We start from the raw sequence: 24,790 nt of genomic DNA, 5'->3' as shown, positions 1-24,790 counted from the left end.
GGATCACCGTGTGGGTATTGCCACACCCTGGGTGGTCGGGCGTGCCGCTAGGGTCTGTCCGCTACCTACAAATGCCCCGGAGGACCCATGGCGTTCGGCTGGATCGACGAGCAGGCCGAGGCGCGCCGCCGCGCCGGACTCGTACGGACCCTGCGCCCGCGCCCCGCCGACTCGCCGCTGCTGGACCTGGCGAGCAACGACTATCTGGGCCTCGCCCACCACCCCGAGGTCGTCGAAGCGGCGGCCCGGGCCGCGCGGACCTGGGGCGGCGGCTCCACCGGCTCCCGGCTGGTCACCGGCACCACCGAGCTGCACACCGAGCTGGATCGCGAACTGGCCGACTTCTGCGGGTTCGAGGCGGCTCTCGTGTTTTCGTCCGGTTATGCCGCGAACCTGGCCGCGGTCACCGCACTGGGCCCGCACGGCTCCCTGATCCTGTCCGACGCGGGCAACCACGCCTCGCTCATCGACGGCTGCCGGCTCGCCCGGGGCACCACGCAGGTGGTCGGGCACGCCGACCCGGAGGCCGTGGACAAGGCGCTGCGCACGCACGGGGGAGAGGCGATCGTCGTCTCCGACACCGTGTTCTCCGTCGACGGGGACGCGGCCCCGCTGGCCGCGCTGGCCGAGGCGTGCCGGGAGCACGGCGCGGGGCTGGTCGTGGACGACGCCCACGGGCTCGGTGTGCTGGGCGACGGCGGCCGGGGCGCCCCGCACGCGGCCGGTCTCGCGGGCGCGGCGGACGTGGTCGTCACGGCCACGCTGTCCAAGTCGCTGGGCAGCCAGGGCGGGGTGGTACTGGGTCCGGCCCGGGTGATCGACCATCTGGTCAACGCGGCCCGGACGTTCATCTTCGACACGGGGCTGGCCCCCGCGGCCGCGGGCGCGGCGCTCGCGGCACTGCGGCTGCTGCGGCGCGAACCGGCGCGGGCGGATCGGGCCCGCGCGGTCGCCGCCGAACTGCACGCAGGCCTGACCGCCGCGGGTCTGGACGCGGTGCGTCCGGACGCCGCGGTGGTCTCGGTGCGGGCTCCCTCCCCGGAGCAGGCCGTGCGCTGGGCGGCCGACTGCCGTACGGCAGGTCTGGCCGTGGGCTGCTTCCGTCCCCCTTCCGTGCCCGACGGCATCTCACGGCTGAGGCTGACCGCCCGCGCGGACCTCTCCGGGGCCGAGATCGAACGCGCTGTACATGTGATCGGCGAAACGCGACCATGAGTCGGCGTGACACGGCCGGGCATCGCGCGAAAGTGATCGGACCTGATCAGTAGGGGTCGGTCGGGTCGGGTGGGAACGGGATCATCGGAGCGCGGTCACGAAGCCCGCCCAGCTCCCGGGGGAGAAGAGCAGCGCGGGTCCGGCCGGCTTCTTGGAGTCGCGCACGGCGAGCAGCCCGGCCCAGCGGCCGGAGTGCGGCCGGGCCGTCTCCACGCAGTTGTTGGCTCCCGTGCTGTAGCTGCTGCGCAGCCAGCGCACGTCGTGCAGATCGGTACTGGCAGGGACGTTCCGAGGCAGTGCTGACATGGTGCCTCCTTACGCGCCGTCGCCTATCCCGGCGATGTAATCCAACGTGTCCTCGGGTGAAAGGGCGTGGATCTGGAGGGTGTTGAAGGCCTCCAGGTAAGCCTTGAGGTCTTCTTTCCGTTCCAGGTAGAGGCTACTCGTCAACTGGTCGAGAACAACCACATCCAGATCAGAAGTGCTCTGAAATGAGAAAATAACGAAAGGCCCGGTGAGGCCGACATGCGCACCGGCGGCGAACGGGAGCACCTGGAGGCGCACTTGGGGCAGGCGGGCGCACTCGACCAGCCGGGAAAGCTGCCGCGCCATGACCTCCGGCCCGCCGATCTCGCGCCTGAGCACCGCCTCGTCCAGTACGGCGCTCAGCTCCAGCGGTGGATCGGAGCGCAGCACGTCCTGCCTGGCCAGCCGCACCTCCACCAGCGCGTCCAGCCGCTCCTCGTCCACCCCGTCCAGGGCCGCACGGGTGACCGCCTGAGCGTATTCGGGCGTCTGCAGAAGGCCGGGAACCACCGTGGTCTCCAGCGTGCGCATCCCGGTCGCCTGTGACTCCAGGCTGATGAAATCGCGGTAGGTGGGCGGCAGGATGCCGCGGTAGGCGTGCCACCAGCGGCTGCGGCCGCCCGCCTCCTCCGACCCCGCCAACATCAGCAGCAACTCACGCAGTTGGCCGTCCGGTTCCCCGTATGCGTCGAGGAGTAACCGCACGTCGGCCGGTTTCACCCCGCTGGCGCCGGTCTCGATGCGGCTCACCTTCGACTGGTGCCAGCCCACGAGACGGGCAGCCTCACCGCTGGTGAGCCCCGCCCCGGTGCGCAGTGCACGCAGTTCGGCGCCCAATTTGCGACGCCGCACCGCGGGACCGTTCTGCATGGGTTACTCCTTACTCCTTACGGGCCACCCAAATACGGTCTCGCGTCGCAGAGTTCACCGCTTTGAGCGACAGATATATGCATATCTTGGTGGATCGCTCCCCGGACCGGCCCGGTGATGGCAGTCTGGCGAACAAGCACCAGTCCGGGACCGTACTCGAACCATCCGCTCCTCGTCGGACTGCGGTCCCGTGGGAAAGGGACGACGTCGCCATGGCAGACCATCTGGAAGCATCCGTCACTCTGCCGAGCGATCCCGCCTCGGTCTCCGCGGCCCGCTCCTACGTGGTGGGAACCCTCGAGGAGTGGGGGCTGCCGTCGGACACCGAAGCAGCCGACACCGTGCGGCTCATCGTCTCCGAGCTGGCCACCAATGCCGTACAGCACACCTTCGGACAGTCACCCACCTTCACGGTCGACATCGCGCTGGACCGTGACGAACATCTGCGCATCGGCGTCACGGACAGTCATCCGCGCTTTCCGAAGAGACTGCCCGCCGCCGTCCAGCAGGACAACGGGCGCGGCATGGTCATCATCCGCTGGCTCACCGCCGAGTGCGGCGGCAAGCTCCGCGTCCGCCCCACCCGCGAGGGCGGCAAGACGGTCTCCATCGAACTCCCCTGGACCGTCCCGGCCGAGCCGGTCACGGCAGGACAGCCGGAACTCTAGGGCCTGTCCGACAATTCCCGCCCGCCCCTGCTGAACCGCTTCGGCGACCTGCGGCCAACCCCACTCGGCCGGGCGACGCTTCACCGGGACGGCCGCTGACCCACCGGCGTCTGCCGGGCGCGGCCGAACGCTCCGTGCAGCAGGGCCCGGAACGCCTCCGCCGCCGGAGCGACCTCGTCGGGCCGGAAGGCGACCGAGATCGTACGGCGCAGCCGTCCCGCCTCCAGCGGCCGCACCCCGACCGGAGTCACCGCGGTCCGCGCCACCATCTCCGGTACGACAGCCACCCCGAGCCCCGCGCTGACCAGCGCGCACACCACGGCGTACCCGGGGGTCGGCACCAGCAGCGCGGGAGTGGCGCCCGCCTCGGCGAGCAGGGCCTCCACCTCCCGCCGGGCCGGATGGTGCGGGGCCATGCTGATCAGCGGTTGCCCGGCCAGCTGCGCCAGCGGCAGCCGCGACGAGGCGCTGCTCAGCGCATGACCCGGCGCCGTCACCAACACCAGCTCCTCCACCAGGACCGGCTCCAGACCGACCGAGGCCGGCACCGCAGCGGCCTCGCCCGGGTGGTAGGCGTGGGTCAGCGCCAGATCCACCTCACCGGCCGCCACCGCGGCGACCCCGGCCGGCGGGTCGTAGTCGGCGACCGACAGCTCGACGTCCGGGTGGGCCCGGCGGAACGCGCTCAGCGCCGGCGGCAGCAGATGGACGCCCGCGGTCGGGAAGGTGCCGAGCCGCAGCACCCCGCCCGACAGACCGGTCAGCCGGGCCAGTTCGTGCCGGGCCTGCTCCAGCTCGTCCAGCACCCGCCGGGCCCGCGCCACCAGCACCTCGCCCGCCTCGGTCAGCCGGGCCCCGCGGTGATGCCGCACCAGCAGCGCCGTGCCCGCCTCCCGTTCCAGCTTGGCCAGCTGCTGGGAGAGCGCGGGCGGCGTGTAGCCGAGCCGGTCGGCGGCCCGTGTGATGGAGCCCGCCTCCGCCACCGCGACCAGCGCGGCCAGCCGCGTGGGGTCGTACATGGCACAAGCCTAAAGCACTGCTTAAGACAGACCCTGGTCATTCGAAATACCTGCTGAAGGCTCGCTCCGTGCACGCTGGCCGTATGGACGGACAGCTCATCGCCTTCACCGGGATCGCCGCCGGACTCGTCGCCATGCCGGGCGCCGACTTCACGGTGGTCGTACGCAACGCCCTCGTCTCCCGCCGCGCCGGCGCGGTCTGCGGGCTCGGCATCGCGGGCGGCCTCCTGGTGCACACCACGCTGGCGGTGGCCGGAGTCGCCGCCGTGCTGGTCGCCGTCCCTGCGCTCTTCCGCGCGCTGCAGCTGCTGGGCGGCGCCTATGTGCTGCAGCTCGGCGTGCGGACCCTGTGGTCGCTGCGGCGGCCCGCCACCGCCACCGCTTCCGTCGAGGCGGCACCGCCCGCCCCGCACCCGCTGCGGCAGGGCTTCGTCACCAACGTCCTCAACCCGAAGGCCTCGCTGACCTTCCTCAGCCTGCTGCCCCAGTTCGTGCCGTCGGGCGACTCCGCGCTGCCCAGGACGCTGCTGCTCGCGCTGATCGTCTGCACGCTGGCGCTGGCATGGTTCCAGGTGGTGGCCCTGCTGGTGGACCGGCTCGGCAGGTGGCTGCGCCGGCCCCGGGCCGCCCGCATGCTGCAGGCGGGCACCGGGGCGGTGTTGACGGTGCTGGGAGCGGCTCTGCTGCTGGAGCCGCTCCTGCCCTGAGTCCGGGTCAGCTGACCCGGCCGTACCAGACGCTCCTGCTCCAGATCTTCTCCAGTCGCACCACGGACCCGGTCTTCGGGGCGTGCCAGATCTTGCCCTTCCCGGCGTAGATGCCGACGTGGTAGACGCTCGAACCCGAGTGGAAGAACACCAGGTCGCCGGCCTTGCGGCTCCGGGCCGAGATGTGGTGCGTCTTGTTGTACTGCTGGGCGGCCGTGCGCGGCAGCTTCTTGCCCGCCTTCTTGAACGAGTAGAGCGTCAGCCCCGAGCAGTCGAAGCGGCGCGGCCCGGTGGCCCCCCATGCGTACGGGGCACCCTTCTTGGAGGCCGCGACCTGGAGTGCCTTCGCCGCCGTGCCGGCGGCCGAGGCGTCGGTGGCGAGGCCCGGGACCACGATCGAGCCGCCGACGGCGGCGAGGGTGAGAGCCGAGGCCGTACCGGCACGGGCCATGAGCGACGGGACACGATTGAGCGCAGTCATGCGCAACCCTTCGTCAGCCGCCTGTGAAGGATGACCTGTCGGATTCGGGCTGGCGAAGTTGCCCGGCCGTGTTGCCACGGCTTCACCCCAAGGGCTGCTCGGTGCGATCGCCCGTCTGTGCGACGAACGTCCGTTCCGGCGACCCGTCTTGCTCGGGTCCTCCACTCCTGCCGATCCACTCCTGTCGACCGGTCATCCGGGGCGGCGGCAGGACTCGGCGTCCGCCCGGATCGCCCCGCCGTGGTGGCGGGGGCTTGTCGTCAGACACGGATCTTCACTCACAGGAGTCGGAAAATCCCAATGGAATCGGGGATTTGTGGTGTTACTCACCACTCACCCGTTCGGGTGGACGCTGCTGTGTTCGAGGCACCGTCAGATCCCGCACGTAGCCCCGGACCTGGGACGAAGCACTTTCTCGCCGACCTTGAACCGGCGTACTGCGCAAGCCGGGAGACCCGGAAAAAGTTCTGGAGCTACGCCGGCCGGGGGTACGTCGTTCGGGCCGTTTCGAGTCCGGCTCCGGCGGGTCCGTCGACGCGTTGGTCCCGTCGGGCCGGACGAGCGTCCGGATCAGCCCACGCGGTCCGGCGGGAGCACGACGCGAGCGGTGCGGCGCTCGCCGTCGAGCACCCTCAAGGCCCGTGCCAGCGTGTCCCCATGCAGCTCCGTCTCGCCGCGCTGGTGCATGAGGGCGAGCGCGTCGCGCAGCTCGGACGCCTTGCGCACCAGGGCCTGCGCCGCGCGCAGCCCGCGGTAGGTGTCCCCGGACTGCGCCGGGTTGATCCGGCCCAGCAGGTCGACCGCCTCCAGATAACGGTCGATCAACTCGCCCTCGGCGCACGTCAGGGCGGGCAGCGGCGGAAGCTCCGGTGGCAGCATCGGCCGGCTCACCCCGCGTGCTGTGCGCCGGGGGTGCTCCTGCGGCTCGGGACGACGCCGTCCACCAGGCCGTACGCCAGTGCGCCCGGCGCGTCCAGCACCAGCTCCCGCTCCAGGTCCTGGTGGACCTGTTCCGGGGTGCGCCCGGTGTGCAGGACCAGCATCTCCTCCATGAGCGTGCGCGTCCGGGCCAACTCGTCGGCCTGGATGACGAGGTCGCTCGGCTGTCCCTGGGCCGGTTCGGGCAGCGCGGGCTGTTCGAGCACCATGCGCGCGTTCGGCAGCGTGAACCGCTTTCCCGGGGTTCCGGCCGCGAGCAGGATCGCGGCGGCCGAGGCGGCCTGGCCCAGGCAGTAGGTCTCCACGTCGCAGGTGACGTACCGCATCGTGTCGTAGACCGCCGTCAGCGCGCTGAACGAGCCGCCCGGGCAGTTGATGTACAGCGTGATGTCCCGGTCCGGGGCCGCGTGTTCGAGGTGCATGAACTGTGTGATCACGTCGGTCGCCGCCGTGTCGTCGAGCGGTGTCCCGAGGAGGACGACTCGGTTCTCGAACAGCTTCGAGTGGGGATCGAGCGTGCGGTGGCCCGTGCTCGTGCGCTCGGTGAACTCGGGCAGGACGTGACGGGCGGACAGTCGGGTCATGGGCATACCCCTTCCTCGCGACAGGGCCTGTGGCGGCCTCGCTTCTGTACAGAATGTACAGGATGTACGTGACGTTAGAATGAGGGCATGGCCTACGAGATTCCGGTGACGCAAGCCAGGGCTGAGCTCGCCGACCTGATCAACCGGGTGGTGTACGGCGGTGAGCGCGTCGTCGTGACACGGCACGGCAAGCCGTTGGTCGCGCTGGTCTCGGCCGCCGACCTGGAGCGGCTCGACGCCCTCGACGAGCCGGTCGAGGAGCAGCCGATGGTCACGTCGGTGTCCCGCGTGCGCGAGGTCGAGCCCGCGGCCCGGGAGCGGCGGCGCTTCGGGATCGCGGCCGAGCACCGGGGGCCCGGCGTCTCGTAGCCGGGTATGTGCGGGCCCATCGCGCAGCCATGTGTTGATCAAGGTCTGGTTAACGTCGCTGAAACTCCGGCGAACTAGCCTGCCGATCCACGCCACCAGGGGTTTTTCTGCCCGCGTTGATCACGTTCGGGCAAATTTGTCTGTGTGTTACACCTATCCCGTCGTGGTGGCTGCGGCAACCGGACCCCGCACGGTCCGGAGCAAGGACTGTGAGGTGGGACGTGCAACTGACCCCGCACGAACAAGAGAGGCTGCTGATCCATGTGGCGGCCGACGTGGCCGAGAAGCGCAGGGCTCGTGGGCTCAGGCTCAACCACCCGGAAGCGGTCGCCCTCATCACGTCGCACATCCTCGAGGGCGCGCGTGACGGTCGTACCGTCGCCGAGTTGATGTCCTCCGGCCGCAAGCTCCTCACCAGGGAAGACGTCATGGACGGCATCCCCGAGATGATCCACGACGTGCAGGTCGAGGCCACCTTCCCGGACGGCACCAAGCTCGTCACCGTCCACGAGCCGATCATCTGAGGGGGCCGCGATGATTCCCGGAGAGGTGCTTTTCGCGGACGGCCCAGTCGTCTACAACGAGGGCCGCGAGGTCACCCGGCTGACCGTGCTCAACGGCGCCGACCGGCCCGTCCAGGTCGGCTCCCACTACCACTTCGCCGAGGCCAACCCCGGCCTGGAGTTCGACCGGACCGCCGCCCACGGCAAGCGGCTGAACGTCGCCGCCGGCACCGCCGTACGCTTCGAGCCCGGCATCCCCGTCGCCGTCGAACTCGTGCCCCTCACCGGCGCCCGGATCGTGCCCGGACTGCGCGGCGAGACCGGAGGTGCCCTCGATGCCTGAGATCTCCCGCGCCGCCTACGCCGACCTGTTCGGCCCCACCACCGGCGACCGCATCCGGCTCGCCGACACCGACCTGCTGATCGAGATCGAGGAGGACCGCTGCGGCGGCCCCGGACTCGCCGGTGACGAGGCGGTCTTCGGCGGCGGCAAGGTCATCCGCGAGTCCATGGGGCAGTCGCGTGCCACGCGCGCGGAAGGCACCCCCGACACCGTCATCACCGGTGTCGTCATCGTCGACCACTGGGGGATCGTCAAGGCCGATGTCGGCATCCGCGACGGCCGGATCACCGGCATCGGCAAGGCGGGCAACCCCGACACCATGGACGGCGTGCACCCCGACCTGGTGATCGGCCCCGAGACCGAGGTCATCGCCGGCAACGGACGGATCCTCACGGCCGGCGCCATCGACGCGCACGTCCACTTCATCTGCCCGCAGATCGCCGACGAGGCGCTCGCCTCCGGCATCACGACCCTGGTCGGCGGCGGCACCGGACCGGCCGAGGGCTCCAAGGCGACCACCGTGACGCCCGGACCCTGGCACCTGGCCCGGATGCTGGAAGCGATGGAGCAGTACCCGCTCAACATCGGCTTCCTCGGCAAGGGCAACACGGTCTCGCACGAGGCGATGCTCTCCCAGATCCGCGGCGGCGCCCTGGGCCTCAAGCTGCACGAGGACTGGGGGTCCACCCCGGCCGTCATCGACGCGGCCCTGACCGTCGCCGAGCGCACCGGCATCCAGGTCGCCATCCACACCGACACCCTCAACGAGGCCGGTTTCGTCGGCGACACCCTGGCCGCGATCGCCGGCCGGGGCATCCACGCGTACCACACCGAGGGCGCCGGCGGCGGGCACGCGCCGGACATCATGACCGTGGTCTCCGAGCCGCACGTGCTGCCCAGCTCGACCAACCCGACCCGGCCCTTCACCGTCAACACCGCCGAGGAACACCTCGACATGCTGATGGTGTGCCACCACCTCAACCCGGCGGTCCCGGAGGACCTGGCCTTTGCCGAGTCGCGGATCCGGCCGTCCACCATCGGCGCGGAGGACATACTCCACGACCTCGGCGCGATCTCGATCATCTCCTCCGACTCCCAGGCCATGGGCCGGGTCGGCGAGGTCGTGCTGCGCACCTGGCAGACCGCGCACGTCATGAAGCGGCGGCGGGGCGCGCTGCCCGGCGACGGGCGGGCGGACAACCGGCGGGTACGGCGCTACGTCGCCAAGTACACGATCAACCCGGCGCTCGCCCAGGGCCTGGCCCGCGAGATCGGCTCCGTCGAGACCGGCAAGCTCGCCGACCTGGTGCTGTGGGAGCCCGCGTTCTTCGGGGTCAAGCCGCACCTCGTCATCAAGGGCGGCCAGATCGCGTACGCACAGATGGGTGATGCCAACGCCTCCATCCCGACGCCGCAGCCGATCCTGCCCCGGCCCATGTACGGGGCGATCGGACGGGCACCGGCCGCCAACTCGTTCAACTTCGTGGCCCCGGCGGCCATCGAGGACGGGCTGCCGGAGCGGCTTCAGCTGGGCAAGCGCTTCGTCGCCATCGATTCGACGCGCGGGGTGACCAAGGCGGACATGCGGGAGAACGACGCGCGTCCCCAGGTGCGGATCGACCCCGACAGCTTCGCCGTGCACATCGACGGCGAGCTGGTCGAGGCGGCTCCGGCGGCCGAACTGCCCATGGCCCAGCGCTACTTCCTCTTCTGATGTCCAGGGCAGCACTGCTCGTCCTGGCCGACGGCCGCTTCCCCGCCGGAGGGCACGCGCACTCCGGCGGGGCGGAGGCCGCCGTCAAGGCGGGACGGATCACCTCCGCGGCGAGCCTGGAGGACTTCTGCCGGGGTCGGCTGCACACCGCCGGGCTGGTCGCGGGCGCGCTGGCGGCCGCTGCCGTCCTGGGCGTCGAGCCCCGGGAGCTGGACGCGGCCGCGGACGCCCGCACCCCCTCGCCGGCGCTGCGGCTCGCCGCGCGCAGGCTCGGCCGGCAGCTGATGCGAGCTGCCCGCGCGAGCTGGCCGTCGGCCGAACTCGACGCGCTGGCAAGGGAGTTCCCCAAGGGCGCCCACCAGCCGGTCGTGCTCGGAGCCACGGCGAGCGCAGCAGGCCTCGGCCCCTTGGACGCCGCGTACTGCGCGACGTACGAGAGCGTGAGCGGGCCGGCGACGGCCACGGTCCGTCTGCTGAGCCTCGACCCGTTCGACGCGACGGGAGTTCTGGCCCGGCTGGCTCCGGAGCTGGACCGCGTCGCGGACGCGGCCGTGGAGGCGGCGCGGAGGGTGCTCGACGAGGGAGTCGATGCGCTGCCGGCGGCTTCGGGGCCCCTGCTGGAGGTCGGCGCTGAGTGGCATGCGAGCTGGCCGGTACGACTGTTCGCTTCCTGACCGGGGGCTGCGCCCCCAGACCCCCATCGGCCTGAACGGCCTCGTCCTCAAACGCCGGACGGGCTGATTGTTGCCGGACTTGGCTGAAATGGAGCCGCTGTCATGCACCTAGACCACACCCACCACGGCCCCTCCGCCGTCAGCGCGGACGCGCATCGTCCCGACGGCTCCCGCCGCGCCCTGCGCATCGGGCTCGGCGGACCCGTCGGCTCCGGGAAGACCGCGACCGTCGCCGCGCTGTGCCGGGCGCTGCGCGACCAGCTGTCCCTGGCCGTCGTCACCAATGACATCTACACCCGCGAGGACGCCGAGTTCCTGCTCCGGGAGGCCGTGCTGCCGCCCGAGCGGATCACGGCCGTGGAGACCGGGGCCTGCCCGCACACCGCGATCCGCGACGACATCTCCGCCAACCTCGAGGCCGTGGAGGACCTGGAGGACGAGGTCGGTCCGCTGGACCTGATCCTCGTCGAGTCCGGCGGGGACAACCTCACCGCCACCTTCTCCAAGGGGCTCGTGGACGCGCAGATCTTTGTGATCGACGTGGCGGGCGGCGACGACATCCCGCGCAAGGGCGGCCCCGGCGTCACCACCGCCGACCTGCTCGTCGTCAACAAGACCGACCTCGCGCCGTACGTCGGCTCCGACCTCGCCCGGATGGCTGCAGACGCCAAGGCGCAGCGGGCCGAACTCCCGGTCGTCTTCCAGTCGTTGCGCGAGGAGGCCGGCGTCGCGGACGTGGCCGCGTGGGTGCGGGAGCGGCTCGCCGCGTGGGCGGCATGACGGCGACCGGCGTCCGGGCGAACGCCCGGATCGTCGCCCGCGCCGACGGACGCGGCGGTACGGCGCTGCCCGTGCTGGACGGCGAGGGCCCGCTGGCGCTGCGCCGCACCCGGGCGAGTGGCGGCGAGGCGCGGGTGATGGTCGTCGGCGCGATGAGCGGCCCGCTCGGCGGGGACCGCTTCTCGCTGGAGGCGCGGGTGGAGGAGGGCGCCCGGCTGCACGTCGGCTCGGCCGCCGCCACCATCGCGCTCCCGGGTCAGGGCAAGGGCGAGGCCCGCTACGACGTGCGGCTGGACGTGGCCGACGGCGGCGAGCTGCGCTGGCTGCCCGAGCAGCTGATCTCGGCCGGTGGCAGCGACCTGTACGTCACCACGCGGGCCGAACTCGCCGCCGGGGCGCGGCTCGTGCTGCGCGAGGAGCAGGTGCTCGGCCGGGTCGGCGAGGCACCGGGGCGGCTCACCAGCCGGCTCATGGTGCGCGTCGCCGGCCGGACCGTGCTGGACCAGGAGCTGTCCTGCGGGCCCGGCGCGCCGGGTGGCTGGGACGGGCCCGCCGTGCTCGCCGGACACCGGTCTGTGGGCCAACTGGTGGTCCTACGGCCCGAGTTCGCAAAGCAGCCGGTTGCGGCGCGGATGCTGGGGGAGTGTGCCGCGCTGGTACCGCTCGTGGGACCCGCCGTACTCGTCAGCGCCGTGGCCCCCGACGCGCTCGGGCTGCGGCTGCTGCTGGACGAGGCGCTGACCCTGCTGGCCTGAAAAGACGCACGTTCCGCTCAGCGGGACGTGATCATCCGTTTATCGGATTGGTAAAGAAACGTCTGTGCCCCCTGTTCTCGGACGGCTCACAGCGGAGAGGATCCCCGCCTGACCACTCGTAGAACTTTGTTGGGGGAGGGGCCCACTTGAGGGAGAACAGACCGAAGAGCCGCCTGCTGGCGTTCGGTTCGGCCGGAGCACTCGTCACCGCGACCCTGATAGCCGGCGCGGTGTCGGCTCCCGCGGCCAGCGCCGACAGCCGCCACGGACAGGACCGCGAGGCCAGGGGCGCCCAGATCGCCGCCGCCCGCGCGGCCAAGGCCGGCATCGACTGGAAGGACTGCCCCGCCGACTGGGGCCTGGAGAAGCCCATCCAGTGCGGCTGGGTCTCCGTGCCGCTCGACTACGCCAAGCCGTACGGCAAGCAGATCAAGCTCGCCGTCGACCGCATCGGCAACACGGGGACCCCCGAGGAGCGCCAGGGCGCCCTCGTCTACAACCCGGGCGGTCCCGGTGGCTCCGGTCTGCGCTTCCCGCGCCGGGTCGTCACCAAGAACGCCGTCTGGGCGAACGTCGCGAAGGCCTACGACTTCGTGGGCTTCGACCCGCGCGGTGTCGGCCACTCGGCGCCCATCTCCTGCGTCGACCCGCAGGAGTTCGTCAAGGCGCCCAAGGCCGACCCGGTCCCGGACACCGAGGCCGACAAGAGCGCGCAGCGCAAGCTGGCCCGCGAGTACGCGCAGGGCTGCGCCGAGCGCAGCGGCGCCATGCTGCCCCACATGACCACGCCGAACACCGCCCGCGACCTGGACGTCATCCGCGCCGCGCTGGGCGAGAAGAAGCTCAACTACCTGGGCGTCTCCTACGGCACCTACCTCGGCGCCGTCTACGGCACCCTCTTCCCGGGCCACCTGCGCCGCATGGTCGTGGACAGCGTGGTCGACCCGGCGCGCGAGAACATCTGGTACGAGGCCAACCTGAACCAGGACATCGCCTTCGAGGGCCGCTGGAAGGACTGGGAGGACTGGGTCGCCGCGAACGACGCCGCCTTCCACCTCGGCACCACCCGCGCCGCCGTCCAGGCCAAGTGGCTAGAGCTGCGCGCCACCGCCAAGAAGAACCCCATCGGCGGGGTCGTCGGCCCGGCCGAGCTGATCTCCTTCTTCCAGAGCGCCCCGTACTACGACTCGTCGTGGGTGCCGGTCGCCTCGGTGTTCAGCAAGTACGTCGCCGGTGACACCAAGGCGCTCGTCGACGCGGCCGCCCCCGACCTGTCGGACACGGCCGGCAACATCAGCGCCGAGAACGGCAACGCCGTCTACACCGCCGTCGAGTGCGCCGACGCCAAGTGGCCCACCAGCTGGCGCAAGTGGGACCGGGACAACACCCGGCTCAACAAGGACTACCCGTTCATGACCTGGGCCAACGCCTGGATGAACCTGCCCTGCGCCACCTGGCCGACCAAGCAGCAGACCCCGGTGGACGTCAAGACGCACCGTGGCCTGCCGCCGGTGATGATCGTGCAGTCCACGCGTGACGCGGCGACCCCGTACCCGGGCGCCGTCTCACTGCACCAGCGCTTCAAGGGCTCCCGCCTGATCACCGAGGAGGGCGCGGGCTCCCACGGTGTGACCAGCCTGGTCAACCCCTGCATCAACGAGCGGGTCGACAGCTACCTGATCGGCGGCAAGCTGGACACCGCCGACGTGACCTGCGCGCCGCACGCGACGCCCAAGCCGTAACCCCTCCGGTACGGCGACGAGGGGCGGCCGGACTCTCCGGCCGCCCCTTCGTCATGTCCCGGCCGACCAGGCGTCCTCGGCCGCGTAGTCGAAGAGGTCGGGATACGCCCGCGCCAGCAGCGGGAAACACTCCCGCCAGTCTCCCTCGGCGAGCCGCTGCCGCAGCCACTCCAGCGTCTCCGGCAGGCTCTCCTCGTACGACACCACCGGCCGGTAGCCCAGCTCCCGCTCGGCTGCGGACATGTCGAGGACGACCGGCAGCGGCCCCGACCAGGGAGTGCGGCCCACGGATCCGGCGGGCGGCGGGCCGTCCACCAGCGTGGTCTCCGGCTCCGTGCCCATGACCGCGTCGATCGCCGCCGCGATCCCGGCGACCGTCGGCGCCTGCGGATCACCGGCGTTGAGCACCCGGGACCCCGGGCGGGCCGCGGCCAGCCGGACCAGTTCGGCGATGTTCCGGGCGCTCGCCGGATGGAACCGGCTCTCCCCGCCGTAGGCGAGCACGCGTCTGCCCCGCCCGTCCAGATGCCGCTTCACGAAGTACAGCTCGCGGGGGAGCGGACTGTACGGCCCGTGCACCGCGCCCGCCCGCAGCACGGTCGTCGGCAACTCCGCGCCCTTCGCGAGCAGTTCACGCTCCAGAGCCGCCTTGCGGGCGCTGGACGTCGTCTCGCCCGGGGCCACCGTCGGCTGCGTCTCCGCGACCGGCACCGGGTACGCCGGGAAGCCGTCGGGCTCGTCCAGGGTGTCGAAGCCCCGACCCTTGGCGTCCTCGTACACCGACACGCTGGAGATCACGACCGCCGAGCCGATCCGGCCCGCGAGGTCCGTCAGCTGCCGGGCGTGACCGGCGTCGTACGCGACCACGTCGACCACCAGATCGCAGCCGTCGCCCACCACGGCCGCGAGCGCCCCGTCGCCCGTACGGTCCAGCCGGACCGCCCGCACCCCCTCGCCCCACGACCCGTCCCGGCCACCGCCCCGCGAGGCGGCCGTCACGTCCCAGCCGTCCCGTTCCAGTGCCGCCACCGCCGGACGGCCGATCTGTCCGCTCGCCCCGATCACCACAGCCCGTTTCATGCGGCGAGCCTAGGCATGCGGCACGCTCGTGGCGGAGCCGTTCTGCCGACGGCAGATCAGCTGAGCGGCGCCCGCGGGAACTTGCGCTCCTTCTTCTCGGCCGCCTGCTCCGCCTTCACGACGGCCGCGTACCGGTCGACGTACTCCTGCTCGGACAGCGAGAGGATCGCGTACATGATCTCGTCGGTGACGGCCCGCAGGATGGCCTTCTCGTGCTCCATACCGGCGTAGCGGGAGAAGTCGAGCGGCTTGCCGAAACGGATGACCACGGGGTGGATGTTCGGAATGACCTTGCCGGGCGGCTGCGCCTCGAAGGTGCCGATCATCGCACAGGGCACCACCGGCACCCCCGCCTTCAGCGCCATGACCGCGACCCCCACCTTGCCCTTGTACAGCCGGCCGTCGTGCGAGCGGGTGCCCTCCGGATAGATGCCCAGCAGCTCGCCCTTGCTCAGCACCCCGAGCCCCTCGCGGATCGCGGCCTGTCCCGCGTCCTTGCCGGAGCGGTCCACCGGGATCTGGCCGGCGCTGCGGAAGAAGAACGCGGTGAGCCGGCCCTTGATGCCGGGCCCGGTGAAGTACTCCGCCTTGGCGAGGAAGGTGATGCGCCGCTTCAGCATCGCCGGCATCAGGAAGTGGTCGGAGAAGGACAGATGGTTCCCCGCGACGATCGCCGGCCCCGACGCCGGCACGTTCTCCAGCCCCTCGATCCGGGGGCGGAAGACCAGTCTGAGCAAGGGGCCCAGCAGCACGTACTTGAGCACGTAGTAGAACACGGTTCGTCCCTCACTTTGCTCATGCGCGCCTGTGGTCACCTGTAGCTGTGCTCAGCCGGTCTCATGCTGACACTTTATTGAGTTCACTGACAGATGGTCAGGTGTGATGGCCGCCCCGTATCGCCGCCCCGGCGCCCGTTCCCCGCTGGTGCGACCGGTCATGCATGCATAGCGTGATCACATGACCACAGAAACGGACCGGCCCGCTCTCGACGACCGGCGGTGGAAAGCGCTCGGGGTCTGTCTGGCCGCGGGCTTCATCTCACTGCTCGACGTCTCGATCGTGAACGTGGCTCTGCCTTCCATGGAGCGCGGGCTCGGTGCCTCCGAAGCCACCCAGTCCTGGGTGGTGTCCGGGTACGCCCTCGCCTTCGGGCTCGCGCTGGCGCCGGCGGGGCGACTGGGCGACCTGCGTGGGCGCCGCCAGGCGCTGTTGTTCGGCCTCGGCATGTTCACGGCCGCGTCGGTGGGGTGCGGCCTCGCTGCCGGCCCCACCTGGTTGGTGGTGTTCCGTCTGATCCAGGGTGCGGCCGCCGGTGTGGTCGCACCGCAGACCTCCGGCCTGATCCAGCAGATGTTCCAAGGTGCCGAGCGGGCTCGGGCTTTCGGTTTCCACGGCAGCGTCGTCGCCGTGTCCACCGCGGTGGGCCCGCTCGCGGGCGGAGTGCTGATCCAGGCGTTCGGCACGGACGACGGCTGGCGCTGGGTGTTCTTCGTCAACGTGCCCATCGGGGTGGCCGCCCTCATCGCGGGGCACCGGCTGCTGCCCCGCCTCCCGGTGCCGCGCGACAGACGGGAGACGTTCGATCCTTTGGGCCTACTGCTCCTCGGCACGGGCGTGCTCGCGTTGCTGCTGCCCCTGGTCCAGGAACAGCAGTGGCAGGGGCGGGCGAAGTGGGTACTGCTCCCGGTGGGCGTACTGCTGCTGGGGGCTTTCTGGGCGTGGGAGAGGATCCAAGGCGGCCGGGGCAAGGCGCCGCTGGTCGACCTCGGGCTCTTCTCCCTGCGCTCCTTCACGCTCGGCACCCTGATCAGCCTCACGTTCTTCGCCGGGCTCACCACCATTTTCTTCGTCCTGTCACTGTTCCTGCAGAACTCCGTGGCATACAGCGCCCTCGCCGCCGGCGTGACGATCCTGCCGTTCGCGGCCGCTTCGGCGGTCGGCGCGGTCTTCGGGGGACGGCTGGTGATGCGTTACGGCCGCAGCCTGGTCGTCATCGGCCTGAGCGCGGTGGTTCTCGGGCTGCTCGGCGTCGTGTCGGCCGTTCAGCTGGTGCCCGGCGAGGGCGTGGGCTGGGCCATGGCGCTGCCGCTGGTCGTCGCCGGGATCGGGTCCGGTCTCACGGTCTCACCCAACACGACCCTCACCCTTGTGCCCGTGCCGGTACGACGGGCCGGTGCGGCCGGCGGGGTGATGCAGACCGGCCAGCGCATCGGCTCGGCCGTGGGTATCGCCGTGGTCGGCGCCGTGTATTTCGCGCACCTCGCCAACCACGGCCGTGCCACGACGGCCCTTCAGCTCGGGCTGCTCACCGCCATGGCCATCATCCTCGTCGCCCTCGTCCTGGCCGTGGCCGATCTGCGGGAGCGCCGCGCGCATCCGGGCCGCGACGACCTCACAGCGACGCAGCGGCGGGGCGTGGAGGGCGGTCCTCAGCCATCGGAACAGAGATGACCGCCGTGCGTCAGTCCTTCGAGGCGCAAGGCAGCCGACGCGCTGCGAAAAGAACCATCGAAATCTTCACCGCGGTCGAAATGGTCAAGGCCTGCAGGAAGGGCATTCCCGTGAGCCACAGTGCCATCATCATGGCCGTGAGGACCAGGAAAACCGGGAGCAGGTTGGTCTGTTTGACCGCGGAACGCAGAACACCCGTGAGTGTTCGAGGCTGAGCCACGCTGTCGATCGCGCCAACGCGGATCTCTTTTTCGTCGACTTGCGGCATTCTCTTTCCTCCCGTGGGCTCGTTTCCGCTAGCGAGCCTAGGTACGGCCCGACGGGGCTGCCACCGCTGCTACTCCGACGTCGTCCGTACGCGGCCGGTGATGTGAACCTTTACGCCCGTTGGGAGGCATGCGGGCGAGTGTCGCGCGGGCATCCGCACATTCGGTCCTACGTTCCGGACATGAAACGGAACCATGTGCGGTACGCCGCGTTCGTCGCCGTACTTCTCGGTGCGGGCCCAGGCGCTTTCCCGGCCTCGGCGGTCTCCCTCCCGTCCGCGCGGACCTTGACGGTGCACCCGGGTGAGTCGATCCAGAAGGCGGTGGACGCCGCCCGCGCCGGTGACACGGTCCTGGTGCAGGCCGGCACCTACCACGAGAGTGTCACGGTCAAAACCTCCGGACTGACCCTCCGCGGTGTCGGTCCGCGCACCGTGATCGTGCCTCCTCCCGCGAAGAAGGCCGCCCCCAGCCCCAAGGCAGCGGTCGGCTGCGTGGAGGGCGGCAAGGGCATCTGCGTGATCGGGCTCAGGGACAAGCCCGTCGCGGACGTGACCGTCTCCGACCTGAAGCTGACGGGCTTCTCCCGGGTCGGTCTGTGGTCCATGGCCACCGACCACCTGACCGTGCAGCGGGTGAGGGCCGAGAAGAACGGCCAGTGGGGCATCTCGCAGGAGCACTCCACACGCGGCGTGTTCAAGAACAACGTCGCCCGCGACAACGGTGACGCCGGCCTGTACCTCGCCAACACGACGATGTCGGAGAAGGGGGCCACGGACAGCCGGGGCCTGGTCGTGGACGGGAACACCCTGGAGGGCAACCGGAACGGCCTGACGGTCCTGCGCCTGCGAAACCTCACGGTCCAGCGGAACTACATGACCGGGAACTGCACCGGGATGATCGTGATCGGAGACGAGAACAAGCCCCGGGCCGGCGCACTCACCATCAGTGAGAACTATGTGCTGCGCAACAACAAGTACTGCGCCAAGACGGCCCGGCTGCCGTTCGTGCAGGGCTCCGGGATCGTACTGTCCGGTGCGGAGAGCGTTCTGCTGACGCACAACATGGTCGCGGGCAACAGCGGCCGGTCGCCGCTGTCGGGCGGGGTCGTGCTGCTCAAGGGCAACGTCGGCGCGGTCAACGACAAGAACCGCGTCGACAAGAACATGTTCACCGGCAACGCCCCGGCCGACCTGGTCAACCAGAACGCCTCGAAGGGCAGCAACCTCTTCCGCGGCAACCTCTGCCGGGTCTCGATCCCGGCCGGACTGTGCTGAGCTGAGCCGGCCCGTCGGCCGTGCGGCTCCGTGAACCGGGCAGTGTCCCTTCGCGTCGCTCCCCCGCGAGCGGTACGAAGGGACACTGCCGTTGCACCGGTTGGTGAGCGTGGCCCGCGTGACGGTCCCGGGCGCGCTCAGGCAGGAGCGAGTGCGGGCAGCAGACGCAGGGCGTTCCCGCGGTTGATGTGGCCGCGTTCCCGGATCCCGAGGGCGGGATCCCCGTCCAGAGCGGGGGTGGTCACCTCGGTGACCACGCGCGTGGGGGTGGGGGGCCAGTCGCTTCCGTAGAGGATCCGGGAGGAACCCGCGGCGGCCAGCAGAGTGGGGGTGGCCGACGGAGACATGGGCGCGGCCGTGTCGTAGTAGAAGCGGTGCAGGTAGTCGCGGACGCGCCCGGGGTCGACGGCGGGGACGAGCTGGCGGCCGAAGACCTCGATCCGGCTCGCGATGTAGGGGAGGTACCCGCCGCCGTGCGGGAGGATGAAGGTGAGCCGCGGAAAGCGGTCCAGCGCGCCGTTCATGATCAGGCTCAGGGCGGCGCGGGTGGTGTCCATGAGGAAGTCGCACACGAACGGCGGTACGCCCTGGGGGGCGCCGGAGGTGCTCACCTGCATGGGGTGCGTGCTGATCACGGCGGCGCGTTCGTCCAGTTCCGCCATGATCGGGTCGAGTGCGGGGTCGCCCAGGTACGTGTCGCCCGTGCTGGTGCGCGCACTGACGCCTACGGCCCCGAGCTGGTCCATTCCGTGGGAGACGGACCAGCGGGAGAGTTCGGCGTCGTCGAGGAAGATCGGTGTGAAGAAGGCGAAGCGGCCGGAGTGCCTGGTGGCCAGGGCGCCGGCCGCGTCGAGCGCGACACGCGTGCTCTCCTTGCGTGCCGCCGCCTCCTTGAAGCGTCCCAGCATGGCGACGGTGAGGACGCTGGTGCGCGTGCCCGTCCGATCCATCAGGTCCAGGGCGGCGGTTTCGTCCCACCGGGTCCACGGCGGCAGGCTGCCACGGTCCGCGAACCCGTTCTTCTCGGCCCACCGCAGCCATTCGGGGGCGGTGTAGTGGTGGTGGACGTCTATTCGTTCGTGTCGGGCGTCGTCGTCGCCCAGTGCGGTGCGGTGGCCTATGTCGCCCGGAGCTTGCAGGTCGGTCGGCATGGAAGGGCTCCCTACGGTGGAAGGGTCCGGGGGCGTCGGAGAGCGGGATCAGCGGCTGAGGAGGCCTTCGAGGACATGCGTCAGCTCGGCCGCGGGGTTCGCGGGGAGGTCTGCGGAGCGCCAGGCGACGATTCCGTCGGGGCGGACGAGCACCGCGCCCTGAGGAGTGACGCCGTGGACGGCAGCCCAGTCCGCGCCACCGCCATCGGTGCCGTGGGCGGCCGTGGTGTCCAGGTCGAAGTCCGGGCCGACGCCGATGCGGTAGGACACCAGGGGGACGTCGAGCTTGGCCGCCGCGGCCTGGGCGGCTGACGGCCACGGCCCGTCCGAAAGGCCCGAGAGCAGAACGAAGCACCGCTCGTACAGATCGACGGTCGACTTGGTGTCCCCGTTGTGCACGACGGTCATGTGCGGGGCCCGGGTACCGGGGTCCGCCTGCAGGCGTAGTGTCTCCGGGATGGTCGGCGCTTCGGTGTCCGCGCCGGACACGGCCGTGGAGAGGTAGCGGTAGCCGAGGGCCACGGTCATCAGGTCCGTGCTCTGGCTCGGGCCCTGCGCGGCGGCGTAGCCGGGGTGCTCCTCGCGTGCCGCTTGCTCGATGGCCCGGGTGATCGTGGCCAGGGCGACCGGGCGCCGTTCGTTCTCGTAGGTGTCCAGCAGGCCCTCTCCCGCCCAGCCGCGCAGTACCGCGGTGATCTTCCAGGCCAGGTTGTGAGCGTCCTGGATGCCTGTGTTGGATCCGAACGCGCCGGTGGGGGGCATCTCGTGGGCCGAGTCACCGATGAGGAAGACGCGTCCCTGCCGGTAGCGGTCGGCGACCCGGTCCGCCGCGTGCCACGGAGCACGCCCGGTGACCTCGACGTCCAGGTCCCGTACGCCGGCGGCGGCCCTGACGTGGTCCGCGATGCGCGTGTCGGTGAAGTACTCGAGCGTCTGGCCGCGCTCGGGGAACCACGGGATGTGGAAGACCCACTTCTCCTCGTTGTCGACGGGCAGCAGGACCCCGTCGCCCTCGGTCCCGTTCAGGTAGCAGACGAGGAAGCGCTGATCGCCCACCACTTCGCCCAGGAGCTTGCTGCGGAAGGTGACGCTGACGTTGTGGAACAGGTCGCCCCCTCCGCTCTGTCCGATGCCCAGGCGCTCGCGCACGGGGCTGCGCGGCCCGTCGGCCGCCAGGAGGTAGGCCGTGCGCACCGTGTACGTCCGGCCGCTCTCCCGTTCGCGCAGTTCGCACGTCACGCCGTCCGGACCCTCGGCGAAGGAGACCAGCTCCGTACCGAAGCGCACGTCCCCGCCCAGTCGACGGGCGTGCTCCAGCAGGACCGGCTCCAGGTCGTTCTGGCTGCAGGCGCACCGCAGGGTGGAGCACACGTCCTTCTCGGGGGGCTTCCCGCCGGTGAGCCGGGCCGAGAGCCATCTGCTCTCACCGCCCGACAGTCTGTCCGTCTGCATGATGCCGTGATTGCCGGACAGGTTGGCCGCGGCCTTTCTGATGTCCGGTTCCAGGCCGGCGGTGCGGAACAACTCCATGGTCCGCATGTTGTTCCCCCGGCCCCGGGGGTGTTCGGAAGTGGCGGCCCGGCGTTCGACGACCATATGGCTGACGCCCAGTCTGCCCAGAAACACCGACGCGGACAGTCCGACAAGCGAACCGCCCACGATCAATACCGGCACCATTTCTTCTTCGTCGCGCCTGTCCAAGGCCCGTCCTCCTCCAGTGACCCAGCGGTGGTTCGGGCAGCAACTCGAATTCATGGCGGCCCTGGTTTCGAACCTGTCATACGCACCCCGGGTCGGCAATCGAGCCTTCCCTCGGACGGCGCACTCGTCATTCCGTGACCGCACCGTGCCGACGATGTCGGTCAGCGTCAGGGTGAATCGCGTTTTCCCGTTGCGCGTGGCGTCAATGCATTCCTGCGTTCCGGCGTTCAGCCGACTCGTGCCACTGCGGGAAAGAGAAGAAGGGCCGTCGATGACTCAGATGCAAGAGCAGGAGACCGCGGACGAGACAGCCCGGGCAGTGGATGCGGCATCCCGCGGTTGCCCCGAATACCGGTCCAACCCGCACCCTCTCTATCGGCATCTGCGGGAGAACGCGCCCGTGTGCCGTCTCACCCCGCCGCACGGTGTGGACTCGTACCTCATCACGGGGTTCGAGGACGCGAAGGCAGCTCTGGCCGACCCGCGGATCAGCAAGGACATGTACGCGGCCATCGATGCCTACCGTTCCATCTTCGGCGACTCCTCCATCGCCCTGGACGACAACATGCTGTTCGCCGACCCGCCGAAGCACACGAGGCTGCGCCGGATCGTCAACCGTGCCTTCGTGCCCCGCCGTATCGAGGCCCTGCGCCCCCGGATCCAGGAGATCACCGACGCGCTGCTCGACAAGTGCTCCACCCTGCAGTCCGTCGATCTCCTGTCGGCCTTCGCCTTCCCGCTGCCCCTCCAGGTGATCTGCGAGCTGATCGGCGTCCCCGAGGAGGAGAGGGACGAGGTCCAGCAGTGGTGCAGCGTCGTCGCGAAGACCGGTTTCAGCAAGAAGGACAAGGACCGGCTGGCCGAGGCCGAGACCGCGCTCCGGGAGTACTTCGAGGTCCTGATCGCCCGTAAGCGGAAGGCCCCCGAGGACGACCTGCTGAGCGTCCTCATCCAGACGCGGGACGAGCAGGAGTCGCTGACGGACGGCGAGTTGCTGTCCACGCTGTGGGTGCTGCTGTTCGCCGGCCACAAGACGACCGCCTACCTCATCGGCAACGCCGTCTTCACACTGCTCACGCATCCCGAGCAGCTCCAGCAGGTGATCGACTCGCCCGAACTCCTCCCGAACGCCATCGAGGAGATCATCCGCTTCGAGGGCTCGGTCGAGAACGCGACCTTCCGTCACGCGCTCGAGGACATCACCATCGCGGGGACGCTCATTCCCAAGGGCTCGCTGGTGCAGATCGCGGTCACCTCGGCCAACCGGGACGCCGCCGCGTTCGAGAACCCCGACACCTTCGACATCGCCCGGCCGGGCGTGCAGAGCAACCATCTGGGATTCGGTACGGGCCCGCACTACTGCCTCGGCGCACCGCTGGCCAGGATGGAGATGCAGATCGCCCTGGCCTCGCTCTTCCGCCGCTTCCCGAAGCTCTCCCTGGCCCTGCCGGCCGACGAGGCCAAGTGGCTGACCGTGCCCTTCCCCGCGTTCCGCGGCCTGACCGAGCTGCCCGTCGCACTGGACCCCTCCAGGGTTCTGGACGACTGGGCATCCGGGATGCCCGACATCGCGTGAGACTCAGGTAGAGCAACGGCTCGTCCCTCGGTCCGTCAGGTCGGTTTCGAACTGACGTCGCCACACAGGCACAGGGACGAGCCGTTGTTGCCCGGGTTCAGGCGCTGTCCCGGCTCCGGGCCTCGGCCACGGCGATGGACTGGGCCTCTGCATCGGCCAGGGCGATGGCCACGCCGAAGGCCTGGGCGATGTGGCCCGCGGCCGACATCACGCGCGCGGTGCCGACGACGGGGGCGATCGCCACGAGGACGTCCTGCAGCTGCTCCACGGTCAGTTCGGCCTTGACCGCCGGGTCGACGTGGGCGAGGTAGGAGATCGCCGGTGCGTCCATGGCCACGAGCGCGGCGATGCGGGTCAGGATGAGGGTGCGGGCGTCCATGCCGCAGCGCTCTATCGAGTCGATCGTCATGGCGGCCAGCGTGTCGAGGACGGGAGCGTCTGATGTGGTGGGCATGGGGGATCGCCTTCCGGAGTCTGCCGTCTGGGGCCCGTTCACCGTAGGCGGCTGCCCGGCGCCCTTTGCTCACCCGACGCGGGTGAGGCTGTCGGACACGGCGGTGACCGTGATCCGGCCGGTGTGCACACGCCGTCCGGTCGGCCGGGGCAGGTCACCCCTGGTGGGTGAGGGCGGGCCGCGGCCCGCGATGGTCCGATACCGGCATGAGCAGGTCCGTGGGCGACTCGCCCGCCTCCGCGCCGACGGGTGGGAGCGGCGACGACGGCCTCGTGGGCCCCGTACCACCGGGGGTGACGCGGCTGGTCCTGGGGCTGGCCGACCTGGCGTCGCAGGCCGTGTCCGCGGTTCGTTCCGGGACTCCGCGTCCGGTGGGTGCGCCGGCGCCCCTGGGCGACGCCCTGCTCGGATTCGCCCTGGAGGTGAAGCGGCGGTCGGTGTCCAGGGTCGTGGGCACGGCCGACCGGGCCGGGCGCTGGGCCGGCGCCGCGACCCGGCTGCTCGTGCCGTCGACGGTGCGGAGTGCGGCGGACCGCCGCATCGCGTACTGGAGCGCGCGGGGAGCGGCGGAGCGGGAGCGGTCGCGGAACCAGGCCGGGGACCTGGTGCGGGCGCTCGTCCGGGCGGTGACGGCGGCCGTCGTAGACGAGCTGGACCTCGACGCCGTGGCCGACCGTCTCGACGTGGACCGCGTGGCCCGGCGCGTCGACCTCGACGCCCTGCTGGCCCAGGTCGACCTCGACGCGGTCCTCGCCCGCGTGGACCTGGACGCCGTGCTGGCCCGGGTCGACGTCGACGCCCTGCTGTCCCGGATCGACCTCGACGCCGCCATCGACCGGATCGACGTGGACGCGGTGGCGGAGCGGCTGGACGTCGACCGGGTGGCCCGGCGCATCGACCTCGACGCGCTGCTGGCCCGGGTGGACCTGGCGGCGTACACCGAGCAGGTGCTGGAGGAGCTGGACGTCGGGCGGATCGTCCGGGACACCGGGGGCAGCATGACGGCGGAGACGCTGGACGCGTTCCGTGAGCAGAACGCCCGCGCCGACCGGTTCGTGGACCGGTTCACCGACCGGCTGCTGCATCGCGCCGGATCCCCTCCGGAGCCGGCCGACGGTGAGCCGCCGTCCGTCGGGGGACGCGAGGGACCGGAGGTGCAGTGACC

The 24,790-nt window shown here is 70.9% G+C and carries 27 protein-coding genes and 1 riboswitch; of the genes, 15 read left to right on the top strand and 12 right to left on the bottom strand.

Annotation, left to right across the window (positions count from 1 at the left end):
• Window positions 1-87 precede the first annotated feature (87 nt).
• Window positions 88-1,215 (top strand): 8-amino-7-oxononanoate synthase, encoded by a 1,128-nt coding sequence (locus ACFYZZ_RS37410; protein ID WP_389186072.1) that lies wholly within the window; start codon window positions 88-90, stop codon window positions 1,213-1,215.
• Window positions 1,216-1,296: 81 nt separating this feature from the next.
• On the opposite strand, the gene ACFYZZ_RS37405 is transcribed toward ACFYZZ_RS37410, so the two are convergent.
• Window positions 1,297-1,521, bottom strand: a complete 225-nt coding sequence (locus ACFYZZ_RS37405) for a DUF397 domain-containing protein (RefSeq protein ID WP_389186069.1) — start codon at window positions 1,519-1,521, stop codon at window positions 1,297-1,299.
• Window positions 1,522-1,530: 9 nt separating this feature from the next.
• Window positions 1,531-2,391 carry a helix-turn-helix domain-containing protein gene (locus tag ACFYZZ_RS37400; protein ID WP_389186066.1) on the bottom strand — a complete coding sequence of 287 codons (861 nt, stop codon included), beginning with the start codon at window positions 2,389-2,391 and terminating at the stop codon, window positions 1,531-1,533.
• Window positions 2,392-2,603: 212 nt separating this feature from the next.
• On the opposite strand from ACFYZZ_RS37400, the gene ACFYZZ_RS37395 reads away from it, so the two are divergent.
• Complete coding sequence (locus ACFYZZ_RS37395) at window positions 2,604-3,059, top strand: ATP-binding protein (RefSeq protein WP_389186062.1); 456 nt, start codon at window positions 2,604-2,606, stop codon at window positions 3,057-3,059.
• Window positions 3,060-3,139: 80 nt separating this feature from the next.
• Here the strand turns inward: ACFYZZ_RS37395 and ACFYZZ_RS37390 are convergent, their stop codons facing one another.
• Window positions 3,140-4,078: a LysR family transcriptional regulator gene (locus ACFYZZ_RS37390; RefSeq protein ID WP_389186059.1), complete on the bottom strand. Its 939-nt coding sequence runs from the start codon at window positions 4,076-4,078 to the stop codon at window positions 3,140-3,142.
• Window positions 4,079-4,161: 83 nt separating this feature from the next.
• On the opposite strand from ACFYZZ_RS37390, the gene ACFYZZ_RS37385 reads away from it, so the two are divergent.
• On the top strand, window positions 4,162-4,785 hold the full coding sequence (locus ACFYZZ_RS37385; protein WP_386580546.1) for a LysE family translocator: 624 nt from the start codon (window positions 4,162-4,164) through the stop codon (window positions 4,783-4,785).
• A gap of 7 nt (window positions 4,786-4,792) precedes the next feature.
• On the opposite strand, the gene ACFYZZ_RS37380 is transcribed toward ACFYZZ_RS37385, so the two are convergent.
• The 3 genes from ACFYZZ_RS37380 to ACFYZZ_RS37370 form a co-directional block, all read right to left on the bottom strand.
• Window positions 4,793-5,266, bottom strand: a complete 474-nt coding sequence (locus ACFYZZ_RS37380) for a C40 family peptidase (protein ID WP_386580548.1) — start codon at window positions 5,264-5,266, stop codon at window positions 4,793-4,795.
• A 3-nt stretch (window positions 5,267-5,269) separates the two neighbouring features.
• Window positions 5,270-5,486: riboswitch (cyclic di-AMP (ydaO/yuaA leader) on the bottom strand.
• Window positions 5,487-5,836: 350 nt separating this feature from the next.
• Complete coding sequence (locus ACFYZZ_RS37375) at window positions 5,837-6,145, bottom strand: hypothetical protein (protein WP_386580550.1); 309 nt, start codon at window positions 6,143-6,145, stop codon at window positions 5,837-5,839.
• A gap of 8 nt (window positions 6,146-6,153) precedes the next feature.
• Window positions 6,154-6,789 carry an ATP-dependent Clp protease proteolytic subunit gene (locus tag ACFYZZ_RS37370; RefSeq protein ID WP_389186055.1) on the bottom strand — a complete coding sequence of 212 codons (636 nt, stop codon included), beginning with the start codon at window positions 6,787-6,789 and terminating at the stop codon, window positions 6,154-6,156.
• Window positions 6,790-6,876: 87 nt separating this feature from the next.
• Between ACFYZZ_RS37370 and ACFYZZ_RS37365 the strand changes: the two genes are divergently transcribed.
• The 8 genes from ACFYZZ_RS37365 (at window position 6,877) to ACFYZZ_RS37330 (ending at window position 13,669) form a co-directional block, all read left to right on the top strand.
• The gene (locus ACFYZZ_RS37365; RefSeq protein WP_389186052.1) at window positions 6,877-7,158 is read left to right on the top strand and encodes a type II toxin-antitoxin system Phd/YefM family antitoxin; all 282 of its coding nucleotides are present in this window, start codon (window positions 6,877-6,879) and stop codon (window positions 7,156-7,158) included.
• A 221-nt stretch (window positions 7,159-7,379) separates the two neighbouring features.
• Window positions 7,380-7,682: an urease subunit gamma gene (locus ACFYZZ_RS37360; RefSeq protein ID WP_386580556.1), complete on the top strand. Its 303-nt coding sequence runs from the start codon at window positions 7,380-7,382 to the stop codon at window positions 7,680-7,682.
• Window positions 7,683-7,692: 10 nt separating this feature from the next.
• Window positions 7,693-8,004 carry an urease subunit beta gene (locus tag ACFYZZ_RS37355; protein WP_389186048.1) on the top strand — a complete coding sequence of 104 codons (312 nt, stop codon included), beginning with the start codon at window positions 7,693-7,695 and terminating at the stop codon, window positions 8,002-8,004.
• On the top strand, window positions 7,997-9,718 hold the full coding sequence (locus ACFYZZ_RS37350) for an urease subunit alpha (RefSeq protein ID WP_386580560.1): 1,722 nt from the start codon (window positions 7,997-7,999) through the stop codon (window positions 9,716-9,718). The genes ACFYZZ_RS37355 and ACFYZZ_RS37350 overlap by 8 nt, the downstream gene beginning before the upstream one ends.
• Window positions 9,718-10,392, top strand: coding sequence for an urease accessory protein UreF (locus ACFYZZ_RS37345; RefSeq protein WP_389186044.1), 675 nt, complete (start codon window positions 9,718-9,720; stop codon window positions 10,390-10,392). Before ACFYZZ_RS37350 ends, ACFYZZ_RS37345 begins: the two co-directional genes overlap by 1 nt.
• Window positions 10,393-10,494: 102 nt before the next feature.
• Window positions 10,495-11,172, top strand: a complete 678-nt coding sequence (gene ureG, locus ACFYZZ_RS37340) for an urease accessory protein UreG (RefSeq protein ID WP_389186041.1) — start codon at window positions 10,495-10,497, stop codon at window positions 11,170-11,172.
• The gene (locus ACFYZZ_RS37335; RefSeq protein ID WP_389186038.1) at window positions 11,169-11,927 is read left to right on the top strand and encodes an urease accessory protein UreD; all 759 of its coding nucleotides are present in this window, start codon (window positions 11,169-11,171) and stop codon (window positions 11,925-11,927) included. Before ureG ends, ACFYZZ_RS37335 begins: the two co-directional genes overlap by 4 nt.
• A 146-nt stretch (window positions 11,928-12,073) precedes the next feature.
• Window positions 12,074-13,669, top strand: coding sequence for an alpha/beta hydrolase (locus ACFYZZ_RS37330; protein WP_389186035.1), 1,596 nt, complete (start codon window positions 12,074-12,076; stop codon window positions 13,667-13,669).
• 51 nt (window positions 13,670-13,720) lie between these two features.
• Here ACFYZZ_RS37330 and ACFYZZ_RS37325 read toward each other — a convergent pair whose 3' ends face one another.
• A complete protein-coding gene (locus tag ACFYZZ_RS37325) occupies window positions 13,721-14,737 on the bottom strand; it encodes an NAD-dependent epimerase/dehydratase family protein (RefSeq protein WP_389186431.1) in 1,017 nt (338 codons plus the stop codon).
• A gap of 68 nt (window positions 14,738-14,805) precedes the next feature.
• Complete coding sequence (locus ACFYZZ_RS37320; RefSeq protein WP_389186032.1) at window positions 14,806-15,525, bottom strand: lysophospholipid acyltransferase family protein; 720 nt, start codon at window positions 15,523-15,525, stop codon at window positions 14,806-14,808.
• Between the two features lie 181 nt (window positions 15,526-15,706).
• On the opposite strand from ACFYZZ_RS37320, the gene ACFYZZ_RS37315 reads away from it, so the two are divergent.
• Complete coding sequence (locus tag ACFYZZ_RS37315) at window positions 15,707-17,200, top strand: MFS transporter (RefSeq protein WP_389186029.1); 1,494 nt, start codon at window positions 15,707-15,709, stop codon at window positions 17,198-17,200.
• Between the two features lie 10 nt (window positions 17,201-17,210).
• On the opposite strand, the gene ACFYZZ_RS37310 is transcribed toward ACFYZZ_RS37315, so the two are convergent.
• Window positions 17,211-17,468 carry a hypothetical protein gene (locus ACFYZZ_RS37310; RefSeq protein ID WP_389186026.1) on the bottom strand — a complete coding sequence of 86 codons (258 nt, stop codon included), beginning with the start codon at window positions 17,466-17,468 and terminating at the stop codon, window positions 17,211-17,213.
• A gap of 180 nt (window positions 17,469-17,648) precedes the next feature.
• Between ACFYZZ_RS37310 and ACFYZZ_RS37305 the strand changes: the two genes are divergently transcribed.
• On the top strand, window positions 17,649-18,743 hold the full coding sequence (locus ACFYZZ_RS37305) for a nitrous oxide reductase family maturation protein NosD (RefSeq protein WP_389186024.1): 1,095 nt from the start codon (window positions 17,649-17,651) through the stop codon (window positions 18,741-18,743).
• Window positions 18,744-18,880: 137 nt separating this feature from the next.
• Here the strand turns inward: ACFYZZ_RS37305 and ACFYZZ_RS37300 are convergent, their stop codons facing one another.
• Together ACFYZZ_RS37300 and ACFYZZ_RS37295 are read right to left on the bottom strand one after the other, a co-directional pair.
• On the bottom strand, window positions 18,881-19,894 hold the full coding sequence (locus ACFYZZ_RS37300) for an amidohydrolase family protein (protein WP_389186022.1): 1,014 nt from the start codon (window positions 19,892-19,894) through the stop codon (window positions 18,881-18,883).
• Window positions 19,895-19,942: 48 nt separating this feature from the next.
• Window positions 19,943-21,571, bottom strand: a complete 1,629-nt coding sequence (locus tag ACFYZZ_RS37295) for an FAD-dependent oxidoreductase (RefSeq protein WP_389186428.1) — start codon at window positions 21,569-21,571, stop codon at window positions 19,943-19,945.
• A 295-nt stretch (window positions 21,572-21,866) separates the two neighbouring features.
• On the opposite strand from ACFYZZ_RS37295, the gene ACFYZZ_RS37290 reads away from it, so the two are divergent.
• Complete coding sequence (locus tag ACFYZZ_RS37290) at window positions 21,867-23,171, top strand: cytochrome P450 (protein ID WP_389186020.1); 1,305 nt, start codon at window positions 21,867-21,869, stop codon at window positions 23,169-23,171.
• Between the two features lie 97 nt (window positions 23,172-23,268).
• Here the strand turns inward: ACFYZZ_RS37290 and ACFYZZ_RS37285 are convergent, their stop codons facing one another.
• Complete coding sequence (locus ACFYZZ_RS37285) at window positions 23,269-23,625, bottom strand: carboxymuconolactone decarboxylase family protein (RefSeq protein ID WP_389186017.1); 357 nt, start codon at window positions 23,623-23,625, stop codon at window positions 23,269-23,271.
• A gap of 206 nt (window positions 23,626-23,831) precedes the next feature.
• Between ACFYZZ_RS37285 and ACFYZZ_RS37280 the strand changes: the two genes are divergently transcribed.
• Window positions 23,832-24,788 carry a hypothetical protein gene (locus ACFYZZ_RS37280; protein ID WP_389186014.1) on the top strand — a complete coding sequence of 319 codons (957 nt, stop codon included), beginning with the start codon at window positions 23,832-23,834 and terminating at the stop codon, window positions 24,786-24,788.
• The last annotated feature ends 2 nt before the right edge of the window (window positions 24,789-24,790 follow it).

The organism is Streptomyces sp. NPDC001816 (assembly GCF_042892235.1).
Classification (GTDB): Bacteria; Actinomycetota; Actinomycetes; order Streptomycetales; family Streptomycetaceae; genus Streptomyces.
The sequence above is the reverse complement of the archived record's forward strand: the minus strand, read 5'-3'. Positions and strand labels throughout refer to the sequence as shown.

Coding starts and splice junctions, on each gene's coding strand:
- ACFYZZ_RS37410 (WP_389186072.1), top strand. CDS start 88: ATGGCGTTCGGCTGGATCGACGAGCAGGCCGAGGCGCGCCGCCGCGCC.
- ACFYZZ_RS37405 (WP_389186069.1), bottom strand. CDS start 1,521: ATGTCAGCACTGCCTCGGAACGTCCCTGCCAGTACCGATCTGCACGAC.
- ACFYZZ_RS37400 (WP_389186066.1), bottom strand. CDS start 2,391: ATGCAGAACGGTCCCGCGGTGCGGCGTCGCAAATTGGGCGCCGAACTG.
- ACFYZZ_RS37395 (WP_389186062.1), top strand. CDS start 2,604: ATGGCAGACCATCTGGAAGCATCCGTCACTCTGCCGAGCGATCCCGCC.
- ACFYZZ_RS37390 (WP_389186059.1), bottom strand. CDS start 4,078: ATGTACGACCCCACGCGGCTGGCCGCGCTGGTCGCGGTGGCGGAGGCG.
- ACFYZZ_RS37385 (WP_386580546.1), top strand. CDS start 4,162: ATGGACGGACAGCTCATCGCCTTCACCGGGATCGCCGCCGGACTCGTC.
- ACFYZZ_RS37380 (WP_386580548.1), bottom strand. CDS start 5,266: ATGACTGCGCTCAATCGTGTCCCGTCGCTCATGGCCCGTGCCGGTACG.
- ACFYZZ_RS37375 (WP_386580550.1), bottom strand. CDS start 6,145: ATGCTGCCACCGGAGCTTCCGCCGCTGCCCGCCCTGACGTGCGCCGAG.
- ACFYZZ_RS37370 (WP_389186055.1), bottom strand. CDS start 6,789: ATGACCCGACTGTCCGCCCGTCACGTCCTGCCCGAGTTCACCGAGCGC.
- ACFYZZ_RS37365 (WP_389186052.1), top strand. CDS start 6,877: ATGGCCTACGAGATTCCGGTGACGCAAGCCAGGGCTGAGCTCGCCGAC.
- ACFYZZ_RS37355 (WP_389186048.1), top strand. CDS start 7,693: ATGATTCCCGGAGAGGTGCTTTTCGCGGACGGCCCAGTCGTCTACAAC.
- ACFYZZ_RS37350 (WP_386580560.1), top strand. CDS start 7,997: ATGCCTGAGATCTCCCGCGCCGCCTACGCCGACCTGTTCGGCCCCACC.
- ACFYZZ_RS37345 (WP_389186044.1), top strand. CDS start 9,718: ATGTCCAGGGCAGCACTGCTCGTCCTGGCCGACGGCCGCTTCCCCGCC.
- ureG (WP_389186041.1), top strand. CDS start 10,495: ATGCACCTAGACCACACCCACCACGGCCCCTCCGCCGTCAGCGCGGAC.
- ACFYZZ_RS37335 (WP_389186038.1), top strand. CDS start 11,169: ATGACGGCGACCGGCGTCCGGGCGAACGCCCGGATCGTCGCCCGCGCC.
- ACFYZZ_RS37315 (WP_389186029.1), top strand. CDS start 15,707: ATGACCACAGAAACGGACCGGCCCGCTCTCGACGACCGGCGGTGGAAA.
- ACFYZZ_RS37310 (WP_389186026.1), bottom strand. CDS start 17,468: ATGCCGCAAGTCGACGAAAAAGAGATCCGCGTTGGCGCGATCGACAGC.
- ACFYZZ_RS37305 (WP_389186024.1), top strand. CDS start 17,649: ATGAAACGGAACCATGTGCGGTACGCCGCGTTCGTCGCCGTACTTCTC.
- ACFYZZ_RS37300 (WP_389186022.1), bottom strand. CDS start 19,894: ATGCCGACCGACCTGCAAGCTCCGGGCGACATAGGCCACCGCACCGCA.
- ACFYZZ_RS37295 (WP_389186428.1), bottom strand. CDS start 21,571: ATGGTGCCGGTATTGATCGTGGGCGGTTCGCTTGTCGGACTGTCCGCG.
- ACFYZZ_RS37290 (WP_389186020.1), top strand. CDS start 21,867: ATGACTCAGATGCAAGAGCAGGAGACCGCGGACGAGACAGCCCGGGCA.
- ACFYZZ_RS37285 (WP_389186017.1), bottom strand. CDS start 23,625: ATGCCCACCACATCAGACGCTCCCGTCCTCGACACGCTGGCCGCCATG.
- ACFYZZ_RS37280 (WP_389186014.1), top strand. CDS start 23,832: ATGAGCAGGTCCGTGGGCGACTCGCCCGCCTCCGCGCCGACGGGTGGG.